Origin of the sequence: Candidatus Methylomirabilis limnetica (genome assembly GCF_003044035.1) — a bacterium.
Taxonomy (GTDB): domain Bacteria; phylum Methylomirabilota; class Methylomirabilia; order Methylomirabilales; family Methylomirabilaceae; genus Methylomirabilis; species Methylomirabilis limnetica.
The window spans coordinates 106230-124106 of record NZ_NVQC01000009.1 but is presented as its reverse complement, the minus strand read 5'-3'; the positions used below and the strand labels follow the sequence as shown (position 1 = coordinate 124106).

Sequence of the window (17877 nt, the reverse complement as noted above, 5' to 3'; positions counted from 1 at the left end):
AGACGAAACAACAACTTGACGTAAACGATAAGGTTTCATTACATTTAGCACATGATTAATAGGCAATGCACGGAATATCCAATATGAAACGCCTACTATGCGGTCCGCGGATTAGTCACTGTTGGTTCGCTGTCATATGCTGAGTATTCCGCCAAATATTTTAAAACACTTTGACACCGACCTGGAAAAAAGGCGGGTCCTTTCTCTCTCCGCGCCGATTACAGGAAGTGGCTCCGGTATATCTCGCCCGTTGGATTTCTGATGCATGTCAGGTATTCTCACCTCGACCGAGTGCTCCTAACGGTCATCAACCATCAGCGGTCAGCCACGGCTGAAGGGCTGAGAGCTGAATCATGAAGATCGACGTCGTCATCAAGGTGGGCGGGAGTCTCGGCCGGTCGCGCGGTCTGGGGAAGCTGCTCGATTCCATTGCGCGGTGGAAGGGCGCTACCAACGTGTTGGTGATTCCGGGTGGCGGGGTATTTGCCGATCTGGTGCGGGCAGAGTATCGCCGATTACGGCTCACTGAAAGCGCCGCGCACCGGATGGCTATCCTGGCGATGGATCAGTATGGTCTTGAGCTTTGTGACCTCGCCTCACAGGCTGCTCCGGCCTCCAGCCTGAACCAGGTCATGGAGGTGATCCGGTGCGGCCAACTTCCGGTCTACCTCCCCTCCCGATCCCTTGCTCGCCACGATCCCTTTGCGCATTCTTGGGGTGTCACCTCGGATTCGATCGCCGCCTATATCGCCGGACGTGTTGGGGCGGATGCCTTGCTGCTGCTGAAGCATGTGGATGGGATCTTTGCGCGGGATCCGAAGGTCGACCCGTTCGCCCCCCTGCTTCCGCGCGTCGCGCGCTCACGCCTCCCGCGTTACAGCGGCGTGGATCGCGAGTTTGCCAGGTGGCTGAACGGGATTGGCTGTTGCTGGATCATCAATGGGGCGCGACCTACTCGTGTCAAGGAGTGGCTGGAATGCAGGAGGACAGTGGGAACGTGCGTGGTTACGCGAGGTACGAAATCCCCCCACCCCCCCTTTACAAAAGGGGGACACAGGGGGATTTGAGGTGCGAAGAGAGACTCGCTTTCAGGCGTTCCACCAACTTCGTGGAAATAGAGCCGCTTCGCTGTCCTCCCTCGCAGGCTGCGGTTCGTACGCCGACGATGTCGGCGCCGAGCGCTAGGGCTCTGAGGATATCTGCCTGCTGCAGGGAGCCCGCCAGGGCGCAGAAGAGCCCCCGATCGTGGCACTGCTGAATGAAGCGGGTGATGGTCGCCTCCGGAAGGCACTGGAAAAGGGTTCGCCCATCTTTGATGGCGGTATCGATGAGGCACCCTTCGGCAAAGGGGGCGGCGGCCTCAGGAAGCTCAAGCGGATCGAGCGAACCAACAAGGGCGGCATCGGCGTAGGCGCAAGCTACCAGACCCACTGTACCGTTCGCCATCCGCAATGCGCCACTGACGGCATCGAGCAGGTTGGCCGCCTCTGCTCCTGTCCTGGTCCCCAGCAATCCCACCTTGACGAGTCGAACACCGCAGGTGGCCGCCCCCAGGCCGGCTAGCGCCACGGTTCCTGGAAGATTCGGGACGTCGCCGATCGATGCGCTGACAGGGGCGGCGGCCTGGACCGCCCTTACGATCGCTGCGATGGTCTCCGGTCGCCCGGCGCCCAGCGATCCCTCGGCCGGATTCTTGACATCGATGATATCGGCTCCACCGGCCAAAGCGGCTACCGCCTCTTGCTCGTCCCGCACACTGATCATGAGCTTCATCGCGCTTCTCCCAGAACTCTGCATTCACGTGTGACCGTTGTCTTGTATCGGAAAGCGCCAGGAAGTGTCAAGGAAGAAAAGCGTTGTGAGCGCTTTACGGAACGCGGCCGGATTAACTGCTCACACCCCTTCGAAGACCTGAGTCGTCAGGACCCCGCGCTGCGTACCCGCCAAGAGGTCCAGCACGGCTAGGGCTAGGCGCTGCTTGGCGCGCTCCGAGGGTCGGTCGTAGGCGTAGGCAAGTACGTTCGATCGACCAAGACCTCACCGCTCATGGAGATCATCCCGTTTCCAGGTCCGTCTGCCAGGGACGGTGCCATCCTGGATGAGGCGTTCAATAAAGGCCCGCTCTTGCTGCCAGGCGGCTGGGTCGCGGCGGAGGGGTGTAAGGTGGGCCGCCTGTTGGTCCACGGCCTGCCGAATGAGCGCCGCTTCCGACACCCCGAGATCACGCGCCAACTGCTTCAAGAGCTGCGCATGGTGGGGATCAAGATAGATTTGTTTTCGCACTTTACGGGGCATGACTCTGCCTTTCTCGAATATACATCATCATCTACAGTACAATCTGATCGGTCAAGTGGAATCTATCGAAAAAGGGACAGATTTACTCACACCTCGACTCCATACCGTACCCACCATTCTAAGATGCGCGAGGAGGCGCCATCGGTCTGCGGCGATTGCCTTTTCTGTTGACCCATTTTTGCTTGCCGACCTCACCTCCCTCCGCTATAGTGGCAGCGTTCAATAGTGCAGCTATCAGCCGCGTATGGGCGCTGCTTGCTGCGCCCTCTTTGGGCAGGGCAAGCCCTGCCCCTACACCAATTGCTGAGCGCTGACAGCTCACCGCTTGGAGTTATGATGGCATACGAGGATCTGCGGGCCTTTATCGCGGCGCTGGAGCAGCGGGGACTGCTGAAGCGGATCAAGACCCAGGTCGATCCGATTCTCGAGATTACCGAAATCACTGATCGAGTCAGCAAGCGGTTCGGACCGGCCCTGCTCTTCGAACGGGTCAAGGATTCATCGATGCCGGTCCTGATCAACGCCTTCGGCTCCGAGGAGCAGATGTGCCTGGCGTTGCAGCGCGCCTCGCTGGACGATCTGGCCAGTGAGCTGGACAGCGTCACCGAGATCAAGCCCCCGGAAGGGTTCTTTGAGAAGCTCCGGATGTTGCCCAAGCTCGCGGAGATGGCCCGCTACCTGCCCAAACGGGTGAAGGATGGCCCGTGCAAGGAGGTACGCATCACGAAAGAGCCCTCATTCGACCCGTTGCCGACCCTCAAGTGCTGGCCGCTGGATGGCGGCCGATTCGTGACAATGCCCTTGGTCTTCACCAAAGATCCCGAAACCGGCACGCGCAATTGCGGCATGTATCGAATGCAGATCTTCGACGAACGGACCGCAGGCATGCACTGGCACATCCATCACGGCGGGGCCAGACACTACGAGAAAAACCGGCGGCTGGGTCGCCGTACCGAGGTCGCCGTTGCCCTGGGGCCTGATCCGGCCACCACCCTGTCGGCAGTCATACCGGCGCCCGACGGGATTGATGAGATGCTCATCGCCGGCTTTCTGCGGAAGCGGTCCGTCGAGCTTGTTCAGTGCGAGACCGTCGATCTGGAGGTTCCCGCCAACGCCGAGATTGTGCTGGAAGGGTACGTCGAACCGGATGAGCTGCGCCTGGAGGGGCCATTCGGCGACCACACCGGCTTTTACTCCCTTGCTGACCACTATCCCGTCTTTCACCTGACGGCCGTCACCCACCGCCGGGATCCGATTTATCAGACCACCATCGTCGGCCGCCCACCCATGGAAGACTGTCACATGGGGACTGCCGTGGAACGGATGTCCCTCCCCCTCCTGAGAAAACAGTTACCGGAAATCGTGGACTTTCACATGCCGTTCGCCGGGGTCTTTCATAACCTCGTCATCGTCAGTATCGATAAAGCCTACCCGGGCCACGCGCGCAAGATCATGCACGCGATCTGGGGCCTCGGCCAGGCGATGTTTTCGAAGGTGATCGTCGTCGTGGACAAGGATGTGAACGTCCGCGATCCGGCCGAAGTGACCTGGAAGGTCCTGAACCATATCGACCCGGAGCGCGATATCGAGTTTGTCATGGGCCCGGTCGAAACCCTGGATCACGCCAGTCGGCTGCCCCGGTATGGCTCAAAGATGGGGATCGACGGAACACGCAAGTGGAAAGAGGAGGGATTCACGCGCGAGTGGCCGGAGGAACAGGTCATGGATCGCGAGACCAAGGCCCTCGTAGACCAACGATGGAAAGAGTATGGGTTGGGTTGATGAGAAGCTGGCAGAGATCAGCTATTGGCGTAGGGGCAGGGTATGCCCTGCCCAAAGAGGGCGCAGCAAGCAGCGCCCCTACATTTAGGAGGAATCAGACATGAACAATCCCCTACGACGAGCAATGTACGCAGCCCTCTTGATTGGCACACTATTAGTTGCCCAGGCGGCCCACGCTGCGCCTGTCCCGGACTTTACGCTTCCGCTCCTGGATGGAAAGTCCATCGCACTAAAAGACTTTCGCGGCAAGCCGGTCCTGATCAATTTCTTCCACTCCACATGATCACACTGTCAACGGGAGGCTCCCGTTCTGGCAAAGATCTACCAGCAGTATAAGGGCAAGGGCCTCGTGATGCTGGGCGTGAACGTCGCCTGGGATAACGAAGCCAGCGCGCGGAAATTTGTTGAAGAGTACAAGGTTCCTTATCCCGTAGGACGCGACAGCACCGGTGATATCGGCCGGCGTTATCAAATCGAGGGTACGCCGACCACCATTATGGTCAATAAAGACGGGAGCTTATATGGACGCTCGGTCGGGGCAATGACGGAGGAGGAGTTTCAAAAGTCTATCGATGTCCTTCTCAATCAGAAAGGGAAGTAAGAGGCAAGGGTGTCAAGGCGTGCGGGAGTTCGGCCGCTCCGTCTGGGCGATATGATAGCTCAGTGTCTTCAGCAGAGCCGATAGGTCAACATTCTGGATCTTGACCGAATCGGGGGCTGTCAGTTGGGTGGGGGCGAAATTCAAGACTGCGATGACCCCGCCCTCTACTAGAGCGTCGAGGACAGCCTGGGCACCAGCGGCACGAACAGCCAGGATGCCCATCTTGATCTTCCGCTTGCGGATAACCGGGACGATCGCCCCGATATCCATCACCTGGACCCCTTCAACCCTCCGATCGATCTTGGCCGGGTCGCGATCGAACACGGCAGAGATCTTGAATCCTTTCTCATGGAACCCCTTGTAGGTCATTAACGCAGAGCCCAGGTTCCCCAACCCGACCAAGGCTACATCCCAAGCCCGCTTGAGTCCGAGAATCTCCTCCAGGCTATGCCGAAGGGGGGTAATGTAGTACCCCAAACCCCTGATGCCGAACTGGCCAAAGCATGCCAAGTCCTTTCGCACCTGGGCGGAATTCAGGCCGAAACGATCGGCCAGTTGCGTGGACGAGACGCTCGCCGTCCCTTCGTGCTCCAGCTCCTCTAAGCATCTCAGGTAGATCGAAATCCGGGTCACGGTCTTCTCGGGAATCTTAATCGCTTTCATGGACAGTGGCTCTCTCATCCTGCGACGGCTGCGATCGACTGCCGGGCCAGATCCAGCAACCCTGCCGGGAACAGGCCAAGGTGAAGGGTCCCCAGTACGGACATTACTACGGCCAGGACGGCCGCTACGGATGCCGGAACGAGCGGCCGCGGGGACGCTGCCTCACTCATGTACATGATGACGATGACGCGGAGATAAAAGTAGACCGAGATCACGCTGTTCAGAACACCGATCACCGCCAGGCCAAGATAGTGGCCTTCAAGGGCGGCGCTGAAGATGTACAGCTTGCCCATGAAACCGGCTGTGGGAGGGATCCCGGCTAGCGAGAACATAAAGATAGCCATGCAGGCGGCCAGGACCGGCCGCTGCCAACCAAGACCGGCGTAGTCGGTGAGCAAGAGCCGCTCTTGCTCATTACCTTGCAACGCGATGATGACGGCGAAGGCGCCAAGGTTCATGAGGGCATAGGCGACAAGGTAGAAGAGGATGCTGGCGACCCCGGATGATCCGCCAGCGACCAACGCTACCAACAGATACCCGGCATGCGCGATCGAGCTATAGGCGAGCATCCGCTTGATGTTGTCTTGGACCAGGGCAACCAGATTCCCCACGGTCATGGTGAGGACCGCTAGAACCCATATCGCCATCGACCACTGCACGTGAAGGGCAGGCAAAGCCAGAAGAAATACCCGCAGGAAGGCGGCAAAAGCCGCAGCCTTGGTCCCGGCGATCATGAACGCTGTGACCGAGGTGGGCGCCCCCTCATACACGTCAGGGGCCCACATATGGAACGGGACGGAGGCGATCTTGAAGCCGAACCCAACCAGAAGCAATCCTCCTCCGATCATGAACAGGGGTGCGGGAGGATGCCCATCGGCAAGAAAGGCCGCAATCTGCCGAAGCATGGTCGTGCCGGTCGCCCCATAGATCAGGGCAATACCATAGAGGAAAAAGGCGCTGGCAAAGGCGCCAAGCAGGAGGTACTTCAGCGCCGACTCGTTGGAGCGAAGATCTGTCCTCCAAAATCCAGCGAGCGTGTACAGGGCGAGCGAGAAGGTTTCCAGCCCCAGAAAAATTACGATCAAATCCCCGCCTGCAGCCATCAGCATCATCCCCAACGTCGAGAAGAGCACCAGGCTGTAATACTCTCCCTGGTCAGCGGCTGCTGTGTCAAGGTGGCCCATCGACAGCAGGATGGTGAGCATCGAGACCAGGCCAAGCACAAGATAAAAGAAGAGCGAAAATCGGTCCAACACGACCGCGTCATGAATCCCGTAGCGAACCATTTCCAGATCTGAGCCGAGGATGGGCCCCCATAAGCCGATCGAGATAAGGATCGATGCAGCGATCGCCATCAGGCTTAGGATGGCGATGAGATATTTCCGTCCCGGCGGCAGAAAGAGATCTGTCACCAACGTTGTGAGACCGCCAATGGCCACCGGTATGAGCGGCGCAAAGGGAGCCCAGTCAATCTGAGGCAGTACAAGCTCCATCAATTCGCGCTCCGCACCAAATCCCCCCAACCCCCCTTTACGAAAGGGGGGGACGGAGGGATTTGCACCTCGGACGTTGCCGCGATCCGCATCCCATCCAGGAGATGAATGACCGACGCATCCATCCTTCTGAGGAGGGGATTTGGGTTCAGGCCAATCCATAGAATGAGCAGGATGATCGGGACCAGTATCGCCATCTCACGACAGCCGATATCGTTGAGCGTGAGATTCTCAGCCCGTCGGCTTTTCCCCCACATCACGCGTTGCCACATCCAGAGCATATAGACCGCTGCCAGAATGACCCCAAGGGTAGCGATCACCGCAAATCCTTTATGGACGCGGAATGTCCCCGTCAGGATCAGGAACTCGCCCACAAACCCATTCAGGCCTGGCAGGCCAATGGACGACATGGTCACAACCAGGAAGCAGAGGGCAAAGCGAGGGAGTGTCCGGGAGAGTCCACCGAACTCCTCTATCATCCTTGTGTGGCGCCTCTCATAGATCATCCCAATCAGCAGGAAGAGAGCGCCAGTGGAGAGGCCATGATTGACCATTTGGAGGATTGACCCTTCCACGGCCTGCACGTTCATGGCAAAGATGCCCAGCATCACGAACCCCAGGTGACTTACTGAGCTATAGGCGATCAGCCGCTTGAGATCATCCTGAACCATGGCAACCAGCGCGCCGTACAGGATACCGATCACGGCAAGCGCAGAGATCAAAGGAGTAAAGGCGACGGCCGCTTCCGGAAAGAGCGGGAGCGCGAATCGGAGGAAACCATAGGTCCCCATCTTCAAGAGAACCCCGGCCAATAGGACGCTTCCCGCCGTAGGCGCCTCTACGTGGGCATCCGGAAGCCATGTGTGAAACGGGAACATCGGCACCTTGATGGCAAAGGCGAGGCCAAAGGCGGCGAAGAGCCACAGTTGCGTCCCATATGAAATCGACCCGCCGATCAGCTCCAGGAGGTCAAACGTCAACTGACCTGTACTCTCCTGATGCAGGAAGGCGAGGGCGATCATCGCCAGCAGCATCAGGACGCTTCCCGCCATCGTAAAGAGGACGAACTTCAAGGTGGCATAGATTCGCCTCGGGCCGCCCCAGACGCCGATCAGAAAATACATCGGGATCAGCATCCCCTCCCAGAAGACGTAGAAAAGCACCAGATCCAGGGCAACAAACACTCCAATCATGCCGCTTAGGAGCAGCAGCATGCAGATCATATACGCTTTTACCCGACTCGCGATCCCGGAGAAAGAGGCGAGGATAGCGATAGGCGTGAGAAACGTCGTGAGGAGCAACAGTGGAAGGCTGATCCCATCAACTCCGAGAAAATAGCTACTCCCGATCGAAGGGATCCACGACGCCCGCTCAACGAACTGCATACCGGCCTGAGCGGGATCAAAGCGCACATATACGATGAGAGAGAGCAGAAGGTCTAGGCCGGAGACGGCCAGTGCGAGCCTCTTGATGAGCCCCTCACGCGCTCCGTCGACAATCGTAAGCAATAAGACGCCAAGCAGAGGGAGCACAATAAGCGTCGATAAGATCGGTCCTCCCGCCTGACTCATGCCTTCACCTGTGCGCTATCCATAAAACGCCAAGTATCCCAAGAGGACCACGGCACCCACCAGGATCGAAAGGATATAGGTTGGAACATAGCCGGTTTGAAGTCGCCTCAGCATGCTGCCGGCCCGTATTGCAAGTGTCGCGATGCCGTTGACTGACCCGTCGACTATGCGCGCATCGAACGACTCCGATATGGCGCGAGCGGAGGTAACGATCGGGTGGATTACGACCTTATCGTACAGCTCATCAACCCAATATTTGTGAAAGAGGGTGCGATGCAGCGCAGGATACCGCGCGACAAGCGCCTCGGGTCTGGTAGGATCCCGAAGATAGCACCAAAAGGCCACGCCGATCCCCAGCAGGGCCATTACAAGAGTCGCAACCGCAAGCACGACCCCGGAGCTCGGCTCGACCGAGGCCTCATGCACCGGGACCGGGAAAACCGAACCCAGGAATCGCTGAAACGGGCCTGACTCTGGCGGGAAACCGACAAACCCGACGGTCGCCGACCCGAGCGCCAACAGCACCAGCGGCAGGCGCATGCTCCACGGCGCCTCGTGCAGGTGTTTAAGCGTATGCGCGTCAAGCCTCGACTTCCCCTCGAAGGCAAGGAAATAGAGGCGAAACATGTACAAGGCAGTGCCCGCCGCGGTCAGCACCCCAATGACCCAGAGCAGCCGATGTCCCGAGGTATAGGCGGCAAAGAGGATCTCGTCCTTGCTCCAGAAGCCGGCGAAGGGAGCGATGCCGGCGTTAGCCAGCGCGCCTACGAGAAAGCTGCCGGTAGTGACACGGAGGGACTTCCGCAGCCCCCCCATCTTCCTGATATCCTGCTCGCCGGCCAGCGCATGAATCACCGACCCGGCCGATAGGAAGAGAAGGGCCTTGAAGAAGGCATGCGTCATCAGGTGAAAGATCCCTGCGGCGTATGCCCCGACTCCCAGGCCTAAAAACATGTAGCCGAGCTGGGAGATGGTCGAGTAGGCGATAATCCGTTTGATGTCGGTCTGAACCAGGGCGATGCTTGCGGCATAGAGGGCCGTGAGGCCACCGACCCAGGCCACGATCTCCAGGCTCACAGGCGCAAGCTGGAACAGGGGAGCCGAACGGGCGACCAGGTAGACGCCTGCCGTCACCATGGTAGCAGCATGGATAAGCGCCGAGACCGGCGTAGGTCCCTCCATCGCATCAGGCAACCAGACATACAGTGGGAGTTGCGCCGACTTACCGGTCGCCCCGATGAAGAGAAGGAGGGTGAGAAGCATTGCGGTAACAGAGCCGTGCGCAAGCACGGTCGGCGCTTCTGTAAACACGGTCTGGAAGTCCAGTGACCCGAACAGCAGGATCATCCAGATCAGCCCCACAACCACGGCGCCGTCGCCGATCCGGTTCACCAGGAAGGCCTTGGTCCCGGCGGATGCCGCAGCAGGTCGTTCGAACCAGAAGCCGATCAACAGGTACGAACAGAGGCCCACCCCCTCCCATCCCACAAAGAGCAGGAGGTAGTTATCGGCCAGGACCAGGACCAGCATCTCAGCCAGGAAGAGGTTGAGCAGCGAGAAGAAGCGGTGATAGTCGCGGTCCTCCTGCATATAGCCGATCGAGTAGATATGTATCAGCAAGCCCACGCCGCACACCACCAGCGCCATGATGGCAGAGAGGGGATCGAACAGGAACCCGAACGAGACCGAGAAATCGCCGGAGGCGATCCAGGAGCCGAGGGAGGAGCGAAGCAGGCGTCCTTCCGCCGGCATCTGAAGGAGACGGACAAAGGCCATCAGGGAAAGGAGCAACGAAAGCGATGTGGCGCCGCAGGCGATACCCGTCACCAGCCCTCTCTGCATCCGGCGGCCCATCAGACCGACGACGAGGCTTCCCACCAGCGGAACAACGGGAATCAGCCAGATCATCATATCGGGTTTCGGGTTACGAGTTTCGGGTTTCGGGTTGTAAGCTCAAAACCCGACGCTCGAAACTCGCAACTAGCCTTTAAGGAGATTGATCTCGTCCACATTTAAGGACTCTTTATTTCTATGCAGTGCAATGATGATGGCCAGCCCTACTGCTACCTCGGCTGCGGCCACCGCCATCACAAACAACACAATGATCTGTCCATCCATCGAGTGGAGAAACCTTGAGAAGGCCACAAAGGTGAGATTGACGGCATTCAGCATCAACTCAATCGCCATGAAGATCACCAGCACATTACGCCGGATCAGCACCCCGATGACCCCTATGACAAAGAGGACAGCGCTAAGTATTAAGTATGCGCTCAAAGGCACGGTTGCTGTCATCGCACTTCAGGCCTCGCATCAAATCCCCCCAACCCCCCTTTGATAAAGGGGGGTGAGAGAGGATTTGCCTTGCACCTCGCACCTCGCACACTCCACCCTTGAACGTTGAACGTTGCACCTCGGGCAGCCACAAGGGCTGCCCCTACATTCCGCACTTCGCTACCTCCTGGCTAAGACCATGACGCCAATAATGGCAATGAGCAGGATTATAGAAGTGATCTCAAATGGGATGAGAAAATCGGTGAACAGGAGACGGCCGACGACTTGAGTATTTCCGATGGCGCCCACGAGTTCTGAAGTGTAGAGGCCCTGGGGACCGTGAGGAGTCCTGAAGCCGATAGGGATCGCCAACTCAACAAGTAGGAGCAGAGCCACACCGATGCCGAGCAGGAGCCTGGGCCGATCTCGCTGCAGCCAGGCGGGTAGTTCATGACCCAGGTCGAGCAGCATGACCACGAACAGGAACAGGACCATGATCGCTCCGGCATAGACGATCACCTGCACGACAGCGATGAACTGCGCCTGCAACAGCAGATAGATCCCCGACAGTGCGAAGAACGTCCCAATAAGCGAGAGGGCGCAGTAGACCGGATTTCGCATGACGATGACCAGAACCGCAGTGATGAGCGCCATTGCGGCCAGCGGAACGAACACCAGCCATTCCATTCTTACCTCAACGCAACAAACACAGCCGTGACCATAATATTGACCAGCGCAATGGGCAGCAGAACCTTCCACCCAAATCGCATCAGTTGGTCGTATCTAAAGCGCGGCAGCGTACCTCGAAGCCAGATGAAGAGGAAAATAAACAGATAGAGCTTAATGAGAAACCAGACCACCGGTGGCAACCACGGCCCCCTCCACCCGCCCAGGAACAGCGTTGTCGCCATGGCCGATACGGTGATCATGTTGGCATACTCAGCCATAAAGTACATGGCGAACTTCATTGAGCTGTACTCGACGTGAAAACCGGCCACCAGTTCCGTCTCGGCCTCCGGGAGATCGAAAGGAGCGCGATTGATCTCGGCGACAGCACAGATCAGGAAGATGATAAAACCGATCGGCTGAAGGACGATAAACCACACCCTGGCCTGGGCATCCACAATCTGCACCAGGCTCAGCGATTGCGACAGCATCACCACGCCCACCACCGACAGACTCAGGGAGAGTTCATAGCTGATCATCTGGGCCGAGGCACGCAGCCCCCCAAGCAGCGCGTACTTGTTGTTCGAGGCCCACCCTCCCAGGACGATCCCATAGATCCCGAGAGAGGCGACACCGAACACATACAGCAGCCCGATATTGACGTCAGCGATGACCAGGTCGATGCTCTGCCCGAAGAGTCGGATCCGGTCTCCGAAAGGGATTACGGCAAAGGAGATGAAGGCAGGGACCAGCGCAAGCACGGGAGCCAGGAGGTAGAGTGTCCGGTCAGCGGCCTGGGGAACGATCTCCTCCTTGAACAAGAGCTTGAGCCCGTCGGCGATCGGCTGTAGCAGGCCGTGGGGGCCGACCCGCATCGGACCGAGTCGGACCTGGATATCGCTGAGGATCTTGCGCTCCAGCCAGGTCATGTAGGCGACACTTAGCAACATCAGACCGAAGACCACGGCGATCTTCGCTACCATGAGGACGAGGAAGGTGCCCTCTGGCATCATGCCCCCTACCGCCCGCTCCCCGCTTCATGCATGCGGGGACAGGCTACGACGCGTCCATGGGCCTGGCCGAGGCCCCGACCTGGGCTTCGAACGGGCAGGCGCGATCCACGATGTGGCGCTCGAATTCATCACGAAAGTACTTCAGGTAGCTTTCAATCGGCATAGCGGCAGCATCGCTTAAGGGGCAAATGGTTTTGCTCTTCATGTTGTCACAGATGTCCAGGAGGAGGTCAAGATCCGCCTTTCGTCCGCGACCATCTTCGATCCTTCTCAGTGTCTTGTGTAACCACGCCGTCCCCTCCCGGCACTGCGTGCACTGCCCGCACGATTCGTGATGATAGAATCGAGAGACGACCTCGCCCACCCGGACCATGCAGGTGGTCTCATCCATCACGATGACGCCTCCAGACCCGGCCATGGAGCCCACCGTGGCAAGAGATTCGAAGTCCATCCGGGTATCCAGGTGCTGCTCGGTCAGAACCGGCACCGAGGAGCCTCCGGGAATCACCGCCTTCAGGCGGCGACCATCCCGCATCCCGTCCGCATGCTCGAAAATCAACTCTCTCATTGAGACATTGATCGGGCACTCGTAGATACCGGGCCGGCGAACATGGCCACTTATCGAGAAGACCCTGGTACCCGTACTCTTGGGGCTTCCAATGCTCGAGAACCACTCGGCTCCACGCAGTACGATATGCGGAAGATTGCTGAGAGTTTCGACATTATTCACGACGGTGGGCTTGCGATAGAGCCCCGACGTGGCAGGAAACGGGGGCTTCAACCGTGGCAACCCCCTTTTACCCTCTAATGATTCCAGCAGGGCGGTCTCCTCTCCACAGATGTAGGCGCCGGCGCCTCGATGCACGTGGAGGTCCAGACTGAAGCTGCTCCCCAGGATATCCTTTCCCGCGAGACCACGGGCGGCCGCATCTCTGATCGCCTGTTCGAGGATACACGCCCCTGCAATGAACTCGCCCCTGATATAGATATAGGCGGTCCGACACCCGATGGCGAAACTTGCCAGCAGGATCCCTTCGATGAGCTGGTGCGGGTCGCGCATGATCAGCTCACGGTCCTTGAACGTCCCCGGCTCGCTCTCATCGGCATTACAGACGAGATACTTGGGCAGCTCCGGATCCTTGGGAATAAAGCCCCACTTGACGCCGGTGGGGAAGCCTGCCCCCCCACGCCCCCTGAGCCCCGACCGCTTCACCATCTCGGTTAGACTGGCTGGCGTATGCTCTTTGAGCGCTTTCGCAATGGCCTGATACCCTCCGGTAGCCTCGTACTCATCAAGGGTCCCGCGATACCCAGGGATCTCAAACCGCTTCGTAAGGATCTTTTCGCTCATGAACGTTCAGCCATCAGCGGTGTAGGGGCGCTGCTTGCTGCGCCCTCCTTGGGCAGGGTAAACCCTGCCCCTACAACCGATCGCATGAAGCCGCCCGTTGATCGCTGCCGGCTAATTGCTCTCGCAGCCGTGCAACCAGTGTCTCAACATCACCGTGCGAAACCGGACCGTAGTAATCCGGCCCCACCTGGATCGCCGGTGCGAGTCCGCAGGCAGCAAGGCACTCAACCCGTTTGATCGTGAACAGTCCATCGGGTGTCGTCTCTCCAGTGCTGACCCCAAGCGCCTCTTCAAGGCGTCGGATCACCCGTTCGGCCCCTAAGAGCGCGCAGCTCAGGTTGTGGCAGACCCAGATCTCACGCCGACCGCCCGACTTCAGACGGAACATGTCATAAAACATCGCGACCTCTGCCACCTGGGTCGGCGGCAAGTCAAGACGGGCGGCCAGACCACGCATGGCCTCCTCTGTAAGATACCCTGCCTCCTCCTGGCACAGGTGCATCAGCGGCAACAGAGCGGAGCGACGATCGGGATATCTGGACAGGATGCGCTGAATCGTCTCTTCCGTCATCGTATGTAAAGGTTTCGAGTTTCGGGTTTCGAGTTTCGAGTCAACAAGGCTCGCCACAACCAGAAATTCCAAACCCGAAACTCGAAACTCCACACTAGCGATCCACCTCGCCGAGTACGATATCGATGCTACCGATGATCGCCACCAGATCTGCCACCAGTCGCCCCTCCACCATCTTCGATAACGACTCCAGGTTCACGAAGGAGGGCGCACGAAAATGGACGCGATAGGGTTTGTTGCTGCCGTCGCTTACCAGATAGACGCCGTACTCGCCCCTCGGTGACTCGATACTCTGATATACCTCTCCTGCCGGTACGGTAAACCCTGCCGACCAGAGCAGGAAGTGGTGAATGAGAGCCTCCATACTCTGCTTGACCATCGGCTTGGGCGGCGGGGTGAGCTTCGGATTGGCTACAGCAATCGGCCCCTCTGGGAGGCATTCCAGGGCCTGGCGAACGATAGCCACACTCTGCCGCATCTCAAAGATTCGGCAGAGGTATCGGTCGTAGACATCGCCGTGGATTCCCCTGGACATCTCGAAGTGAAATTGCTCATAGCCAGAATAGGGATTAGCCTTACGAATGTCCCAAGGGATTCCGCAGGCTCGGAGGCTTGGACCGCTTAAGCCAAGGTCTATGGCATCTTCCGGCTTGATCACACCGACCCCCTTGGTCCGTTCGATCCAGATCGGGTTCCTCGTCAGCAGGTCTTCGTACTCGGCCAGGCGGGTAGGAAAGCTTTCGACGAAAGAGTGGACCACCCTCTCGAACCCCTCTGGCAGGTCGGCAAACAGGCCGCCAATCCGGAAGTAGCTGGACATCATCCTGGCCCCGGACACCTGTTCGGACATGTCCAGGATCGCCTCACGCTCCCGAAAAGCATAGAGGAAGACGCTCATGGCCCCGATATCGATAGCATGTGTCGCAAGCCAGACCAAGTGGCTTCCGATCCGGGTCAGCTCCGTCAGCATGACGCGGATCACCTTCGCCCGCTGAGGCACATCGATGTCAAGGAGCTTCTCGACAGCCAACACATAGGCCAGGTTGTTGCTGAGGGGGGCCAGGTAATCCATCCGATCCGTAATGGGGATGACCTGCTGGTACCGCTTGCTTTCCGCGATCTTCTCCATCCCGGTGTGCAGGTACCCGATATGCGGAGCGCACCGGACCACGATCTCCCCATCCAGCTCCAGGACCAGACGCAGCACGCCGTGGGTGCTGGGGTGCTGAGGCCCCATGTTAATGGTCATGGTGCGCCGCTCAGTCACCTGTCGTCCCCTCTTCCCACCATTTCGGCGAGGCCTGCACCGGGTAGTCCTTTCGGAGCGGGAATCCCTCCCAATCCTCCGGCATAAGTATTCGCCGGAGATCCGGGTGCCCATCGAAGCCGATGCCGAACATATCGAATACTTCACGTTCGTGCCAATTGGCGGCGCTCCAGACAGCGGTCACACTGGGTACCGCCTCACCCTCTTCAACCGGTACCTTCAACCGGATTCGCCACTTGTACTGAAGGGAATAGAGATGGTAGACCACCTCGAACCGTGGGTGGTCCCCGAGCCGATCGACCGCAGTCAGATCAGAGAGGAAATCGTACAGAAGGCCGGGTTCCTCTTTCAGGTGGCGACAGATACGAATGATGTCGCCAGGCCTGACGAGGAGGGTCGTTTCGTTGCGAAAGCTTCTGGCTGAGAGGGTCGCCTCCGGGAATCTTTCCCGCAGCTCTGAAACGGTGCGGTTCTTCTCCGGCCCCTTCACGTTGTCCATTCCAGCCCCCCCCTCCTCCAGACATACAGGAGGCCGATCAGGAGGATGCCGAGAAAGACAATCATCTCGATCAACCCGAATAGTCTCAGACTGCTCAGGATCACCGCCCAGGGATATAGGAAAACGATCTCGATGTCGAAGATGATGAACAACATCGCGACCAGGTAAAACTTGACCGAGAACCGCTCCCTGGCGGAGCCTACCGGGTCGATTCCGCACTCGTACGGGGCGAGCTTCGCCTGAGTCGGCCGCCGCGGCCCGAGTGCGTGAGACACAAAGAGGGTAGCGAGGGCAAAACCGGCGACCAGAAGGATCAGGATAAAGATCGGCAGATACGAGAAGAGCACTGCGTCTATCCTGGGCAATCGGTCATCGCCCCGAAGTTTTACCCTCCTCTATGCGCCTGGAACGATGTACTTGATGAAGGGATTCGCGAAGAAAATGATCAGGGCAACGAGCAAGACATAGATGGCCAGCGACTCGATGAGCGCGAGACCGATAATCATTGCGACCTGGATCTGCGGAGCCGCTGCCGGCTGCCTCCCGATCGCCTCCATTGCGCTGGCAATTGCCCGACTCTGGCCGATTGCCGCCGCGCCTGAAGCGATGGCCATGGCGAATCCCCCCGTCAAGACCGAGACGACAAAAAAGGTTGAGGACTCAGGCTTGGCCCCTTCAGCGGCAAACGCGACCTGGGATCCAAAGGCAATCAGAACCATCACCAACAGTAGAACACGCGCTCCTTGTGTGCGACTCATCGACACGACTCCTTTCAGAATAAAGATGGGGTTAGTGGTGCTCCTCGTGCTCTGTTTGAACTGCTCCCGCGATATACACCATGGACAGCATCACAAAGACGAAGCTCTGAACGATGCTGGTAAAGAGACTCAGGGGCATCATGATGCCCAGATAGATGACATACGGAATACCCAACCAGATCAACGACAGCAGGATAGCGACTACACTCTCCTCGCCGAAGATATTACCGAACAACCGGATCGACAGGGAGATCGGCCGGGCGAGGTGACCGATAAGCTCGATAGGGAACATGATGGGGGCCAGCCACAGGATCGGGCCACAGAAGTGGCGCAGATAGGCAATGATCCCATGCTCCCGTATACCAAAGTAGTTATAGGAGAGAAAGACGGTGATGGCCAGGGCCGCAGTGGTGTTAAGATTCGCCGTTGGAGGCTTGAAACCGGGGACGGTTCCAAGGAGATTCCCAACGAGAATGAAGAGGCCGGCCGTGCCGATCAAGGGAAGATACCGTTTCCCCTTGGGCCCGATCATCTGCGTGAGCAGGTCCAGGAACGTCTCTACGACCACCTCCATGAGGTTCTGTATCGGCCCGGGCACAGCATCGAGTCGCCTCGTGGCCAGATACGAAACGCCGATCAGGATAGCCATCACAACCCAGGCCATCGCTACCTGCTCCGGAACCCAGTCCCCAGGAATCCCTAACGCCCCCAGAAAATTAGGAATCTGGATAAATGTAGGATGGTGCTCCATCACGCCTCCCCGTTATTCTGCGGGAAATCACATATGAACCTCAACAAATCAACTCCCCCAATGCTTGAGGTCTTTTAGAAGATTAGTAAAGCCAGCCGCAACACCGAAAATAAAAAACAGAATCATCAACCACGGCGACGTCCCCAGCCAGCGATCCAAGGCGATCCCGATCGCCGCCCCGATCGCAATCGACGCGCCAAGGGTAATCCCCAGTGAGCTCAACCCCGCGAGCTGACGCCACAGTCGAACCTGATTGTCCTTCATCGTCCCGCTGATGAAATCTCCCTTGGCCCTCCTTTACCAAAGGGGGCTGGGGGGATTTTCT

At 58.5% G+C, this 17877-nt stretch carries 20 protein-coding genes; 3 read left to right on the top strand and 17 right to left on the bottom strand.

Features of this window, described 5'->3' with window-relative positions:
- Positions 1-353: 353 nt before the first annotated feature.
- The gene (locus CLG94_RS01750) at positions 354-1067 is read left to right on the top strand and encodes an amino acid kinase family protein (RefSeq protein WP_107561175.1); all 714 of its coding nucleotides are present in this window, start codon (positions 354-356) and stop codon (positions 1065-1067) included.
- On the opposite strand, the gene CLG94_RS01745 is transcribed toward CLG94_RS01750, so the two are convergent.
- Both CLG94_RS01745 and CLG94_RS01740 read right to left on the bottom strand, forming a co-directional pair.
- Positions 1039-1773, bottom strand: a complete 735-nt coding sequence (locus CLG94_RS01745) for a (5-formylfuran-3-yl)methyl phosphate synthase (protein WP_161953964.1) — start codon at positions 1771-1773, stop codon at positions 1039-1041. The genes CLG94_RS01750 and CLG94_RS01745 overlap by 29 nt on opposite strands.
- A gap of 264 nt (positions 1774-2037) precedes the next feature.
- Positions 2038-2295, bottom strand: a complete 258-nt coding sequence (locus CLG94_RS01740; RefSeq protein ID WP_107561173.1) for a ribbon-helix-helix domain-containing protein — start codon at positions 2293-2295, stop codon at positions 2038-2040.
- Positions 2296-2631: 336 nt separating this feature from the next.
- Between CLG94_RS01740 and CLG94_RS01735 the strand changes: the two genes are divergently transcribed.
- Both CLG94_RS01735 and CLG94_RS13510 read left to right on the top strand, forming a co-directional pair.
- Entirely contained in the window at positions 2632-4077 is a 1446-nt protein-coding gene (locus CLG94_RS01735; protein ID WP_107561215.1) for a menaquinone biosynthesis decarboxylase, read from the top strand.
- 100 nt (positions 4078-4177) lie between these two features.
- Positions 4178-4678: a TlpA family protein disulfide reductase gene (locus tag CLG94_RS13510; protein ID WP_320414603.1), complete on the top strand. Its 501-nt coding sequence runs from the start codon at positions 4178-4180 to the stop codon at positions 4676-4678.
- Between the two features lie 12 nt (positions 4679-4690).
- On the opposite strand, the gene CLG94_RS01720 is transcribed toward CLG94_RS13510, so the two are convergent.
- The 15 genes from CLG94_RS01720 to CLG94_RS01650 form a co-directional block, all read right to left on the bottom strand.
- Positions 4691-5341: a redox-sensing transcriptional repressor Rex gene (locus tag CLG94_RS01720; RefSeq protein WP_107561170.1), complete on the bottom strand. Its 651-nt coding sequence runs from the start codon at positions 5339-5341 to the stop codon at positions 4691-4693.
- A 14-nt stretch (positions 5342-5355) separates the two neighbouring features.
- The gene (locus CLG94_RS01715) at positions 5356-6834 is read right to left on the bottom strand and encodes an NADH-quinone oxidoreductase subunit N (protein ID WP_107561169.1); all 1479 of its coding nucleotides are present in this window, start codon (positions 6832-6834) and stop codon (positions 5356-5358) included.
- Positions 6834-8405: an NADH-quinone oxidoreductase subunit M gene (locus tag CLG94_RS01710; protein WP_107561168.1), complete on the bottom strand. Its 1572-nt coding sequence runs from the start codon at positions 8403-8405 to the stop codon at positions 6834-6836. The genes CLG94_RS01715 and CLG94_RS01710 overlap by 1 nt, the downstream gene beginning before the upstream one ends.
- 15 nt (positions 8406-8420) lie before the next feature.
- Entirely contained in the window at positions 8421-10316 is a 1896-nt protein-coding gene (nuoL, locus tag CLG94_RS01705) for an NADH-quinone oxidoreductase subunit L (RefSeq protein ID WP_320414602.1), read from the bottom strand.
- 69 nt (positions 10317-10385) lie between these two features.
- The gene (nuoK, locus tag CLG94_RS01700; RefSeq protein ID WP_107561167.1) at positions 10386-10697 is read right to left on the bottom strand and encodes an NADH-quinone oxidoreductase subunit NuoK; all 312 of its coding nucleotides are present in this window, start codon (positions 10695-10697) and stop codon (positions 10386-10388) included.
- A 159-nt stretch (positions 10698-10856) separates the two neighbouring features.
- The gene (locus CLG94_RS01695; protein ID WP_107561166.1) at positions 10857-11363 is read right to left on the bottom strand and encodes an NADH-quinone oxidoreductase subunit J; all 507 of its coding nucleotides are present in this window, start codon (positions 11361-11363) and stop codon (positions 10857-10859) included.
- Between the two features lie 2 nt (positions 11364-11365).
- On the bottom strand, positions 11366-12352 hold the full coding sequence (nuoH, locus tag CLG94_RS01690) for an NADH-quinone oxidoreductase subunit NuoH (protein WP_107561165.1): 987 nt from the start codon (positions 12350-12352) through the stop codon (positions 11366-11368).
- Between the two features lie 46 nt (positions 12353-12398).
- On the bottom strand, positions 12399-13706 hold the full coding sequence (gene nuoF, locus CLG94_RS01685; RefSeq protein WP_107561164.1) for an NADH-quinone oxidoreductase subunit NuoF: 1308 nt from the start codon (positions 13704-13706) through the stop codon (positions 12399-12401).
- Positions 13707-13776: 70 nt separating this feature from the next.
- Entirely contained in the window at positions 13777-14349 is a 573-nt protein-coding gene (locus CLG94_RS01680) for an NADH-quinone oxidoreductase subunit NuoE family protein (RefSeq protein ID WP_161953963.1), read from the bottom strand.
- A gap of 22 nt (positions 14350-14371) precedes the next feature.
- A complete protein-coding gene (gene nuoD, locus CLG94_RS01675) occupies positions 14372-15544 on the bottom strand; it encodes an NADH dehydrogenase (quinone) subunit D (protein ID WP_432264747.1) in 1173 nt (390 codons plus the stop codon).
- Positions 15537-16043 carry an NADH-quinone oxidoreductase subunit C gene (locus CLG94_RS01670; protein WP_239993066.1) on the bottom strand — a complete coding sequence of 169 codons (507 nt, stop codon included), beginning with the start codon at positions 16041-16043 and terminating at the stop codon, positions 15537-15539. Before CLG94_RS01670 ends, nuoD begins: the two co-directional genes overlap by 8 nt.
- Positions 16031-16351, bottom strand: a complete 321-nt coding sequence (locus CLG94_RS01665) for an NADH-quinone oxidoreductase subunit A (protein ID WP_432264749.1) — start codon at positions 16349-16351, stop codon at positions 16031-16033. Before CLG94_RS01665 ends, CLG94_RS01670 begins: the two co-directional genes overlap by 13 nt.
- Positions 16352-16438: 87 nt before the next feature.
- On the bottom strand, positions 16439-16657 hold the full coding sequence (atpE, locus tag CLG94_RS01660) for an ATP synthase F0 subunit C (protein ID WP_239993073.1): 219 nt from the start codon (positions 16655-16657) through the stop codon (positions 16439-16441).
- Between the two features lie 175 nt (positions 16658-16832).
- Positions 16833-17552 (bottom strand): F0F1 ATP synthase subunit A, encoded by a 720-nt coding sequence (gene atpB / locus CLG94_RS01655; RefSeq protein ID WP_107561159.1) that lies wholly within the window; start codon positions 17550-17552, stop codon positions 16833-16835.
- 48 nt (positions 17553-17600) lie between these two features.
- Positions 17601-17816, bottom strand: a complete 216-nt coding sequence (locus tag CLG94_RS01650; protein WP_107561158.1) for an AtpZ/AtpI family protein — start codon at positions 17814-17816, stop codon at positions 17601-17603.
- Positions 17817-17877 lie beyond the last annotated feature (61 nt).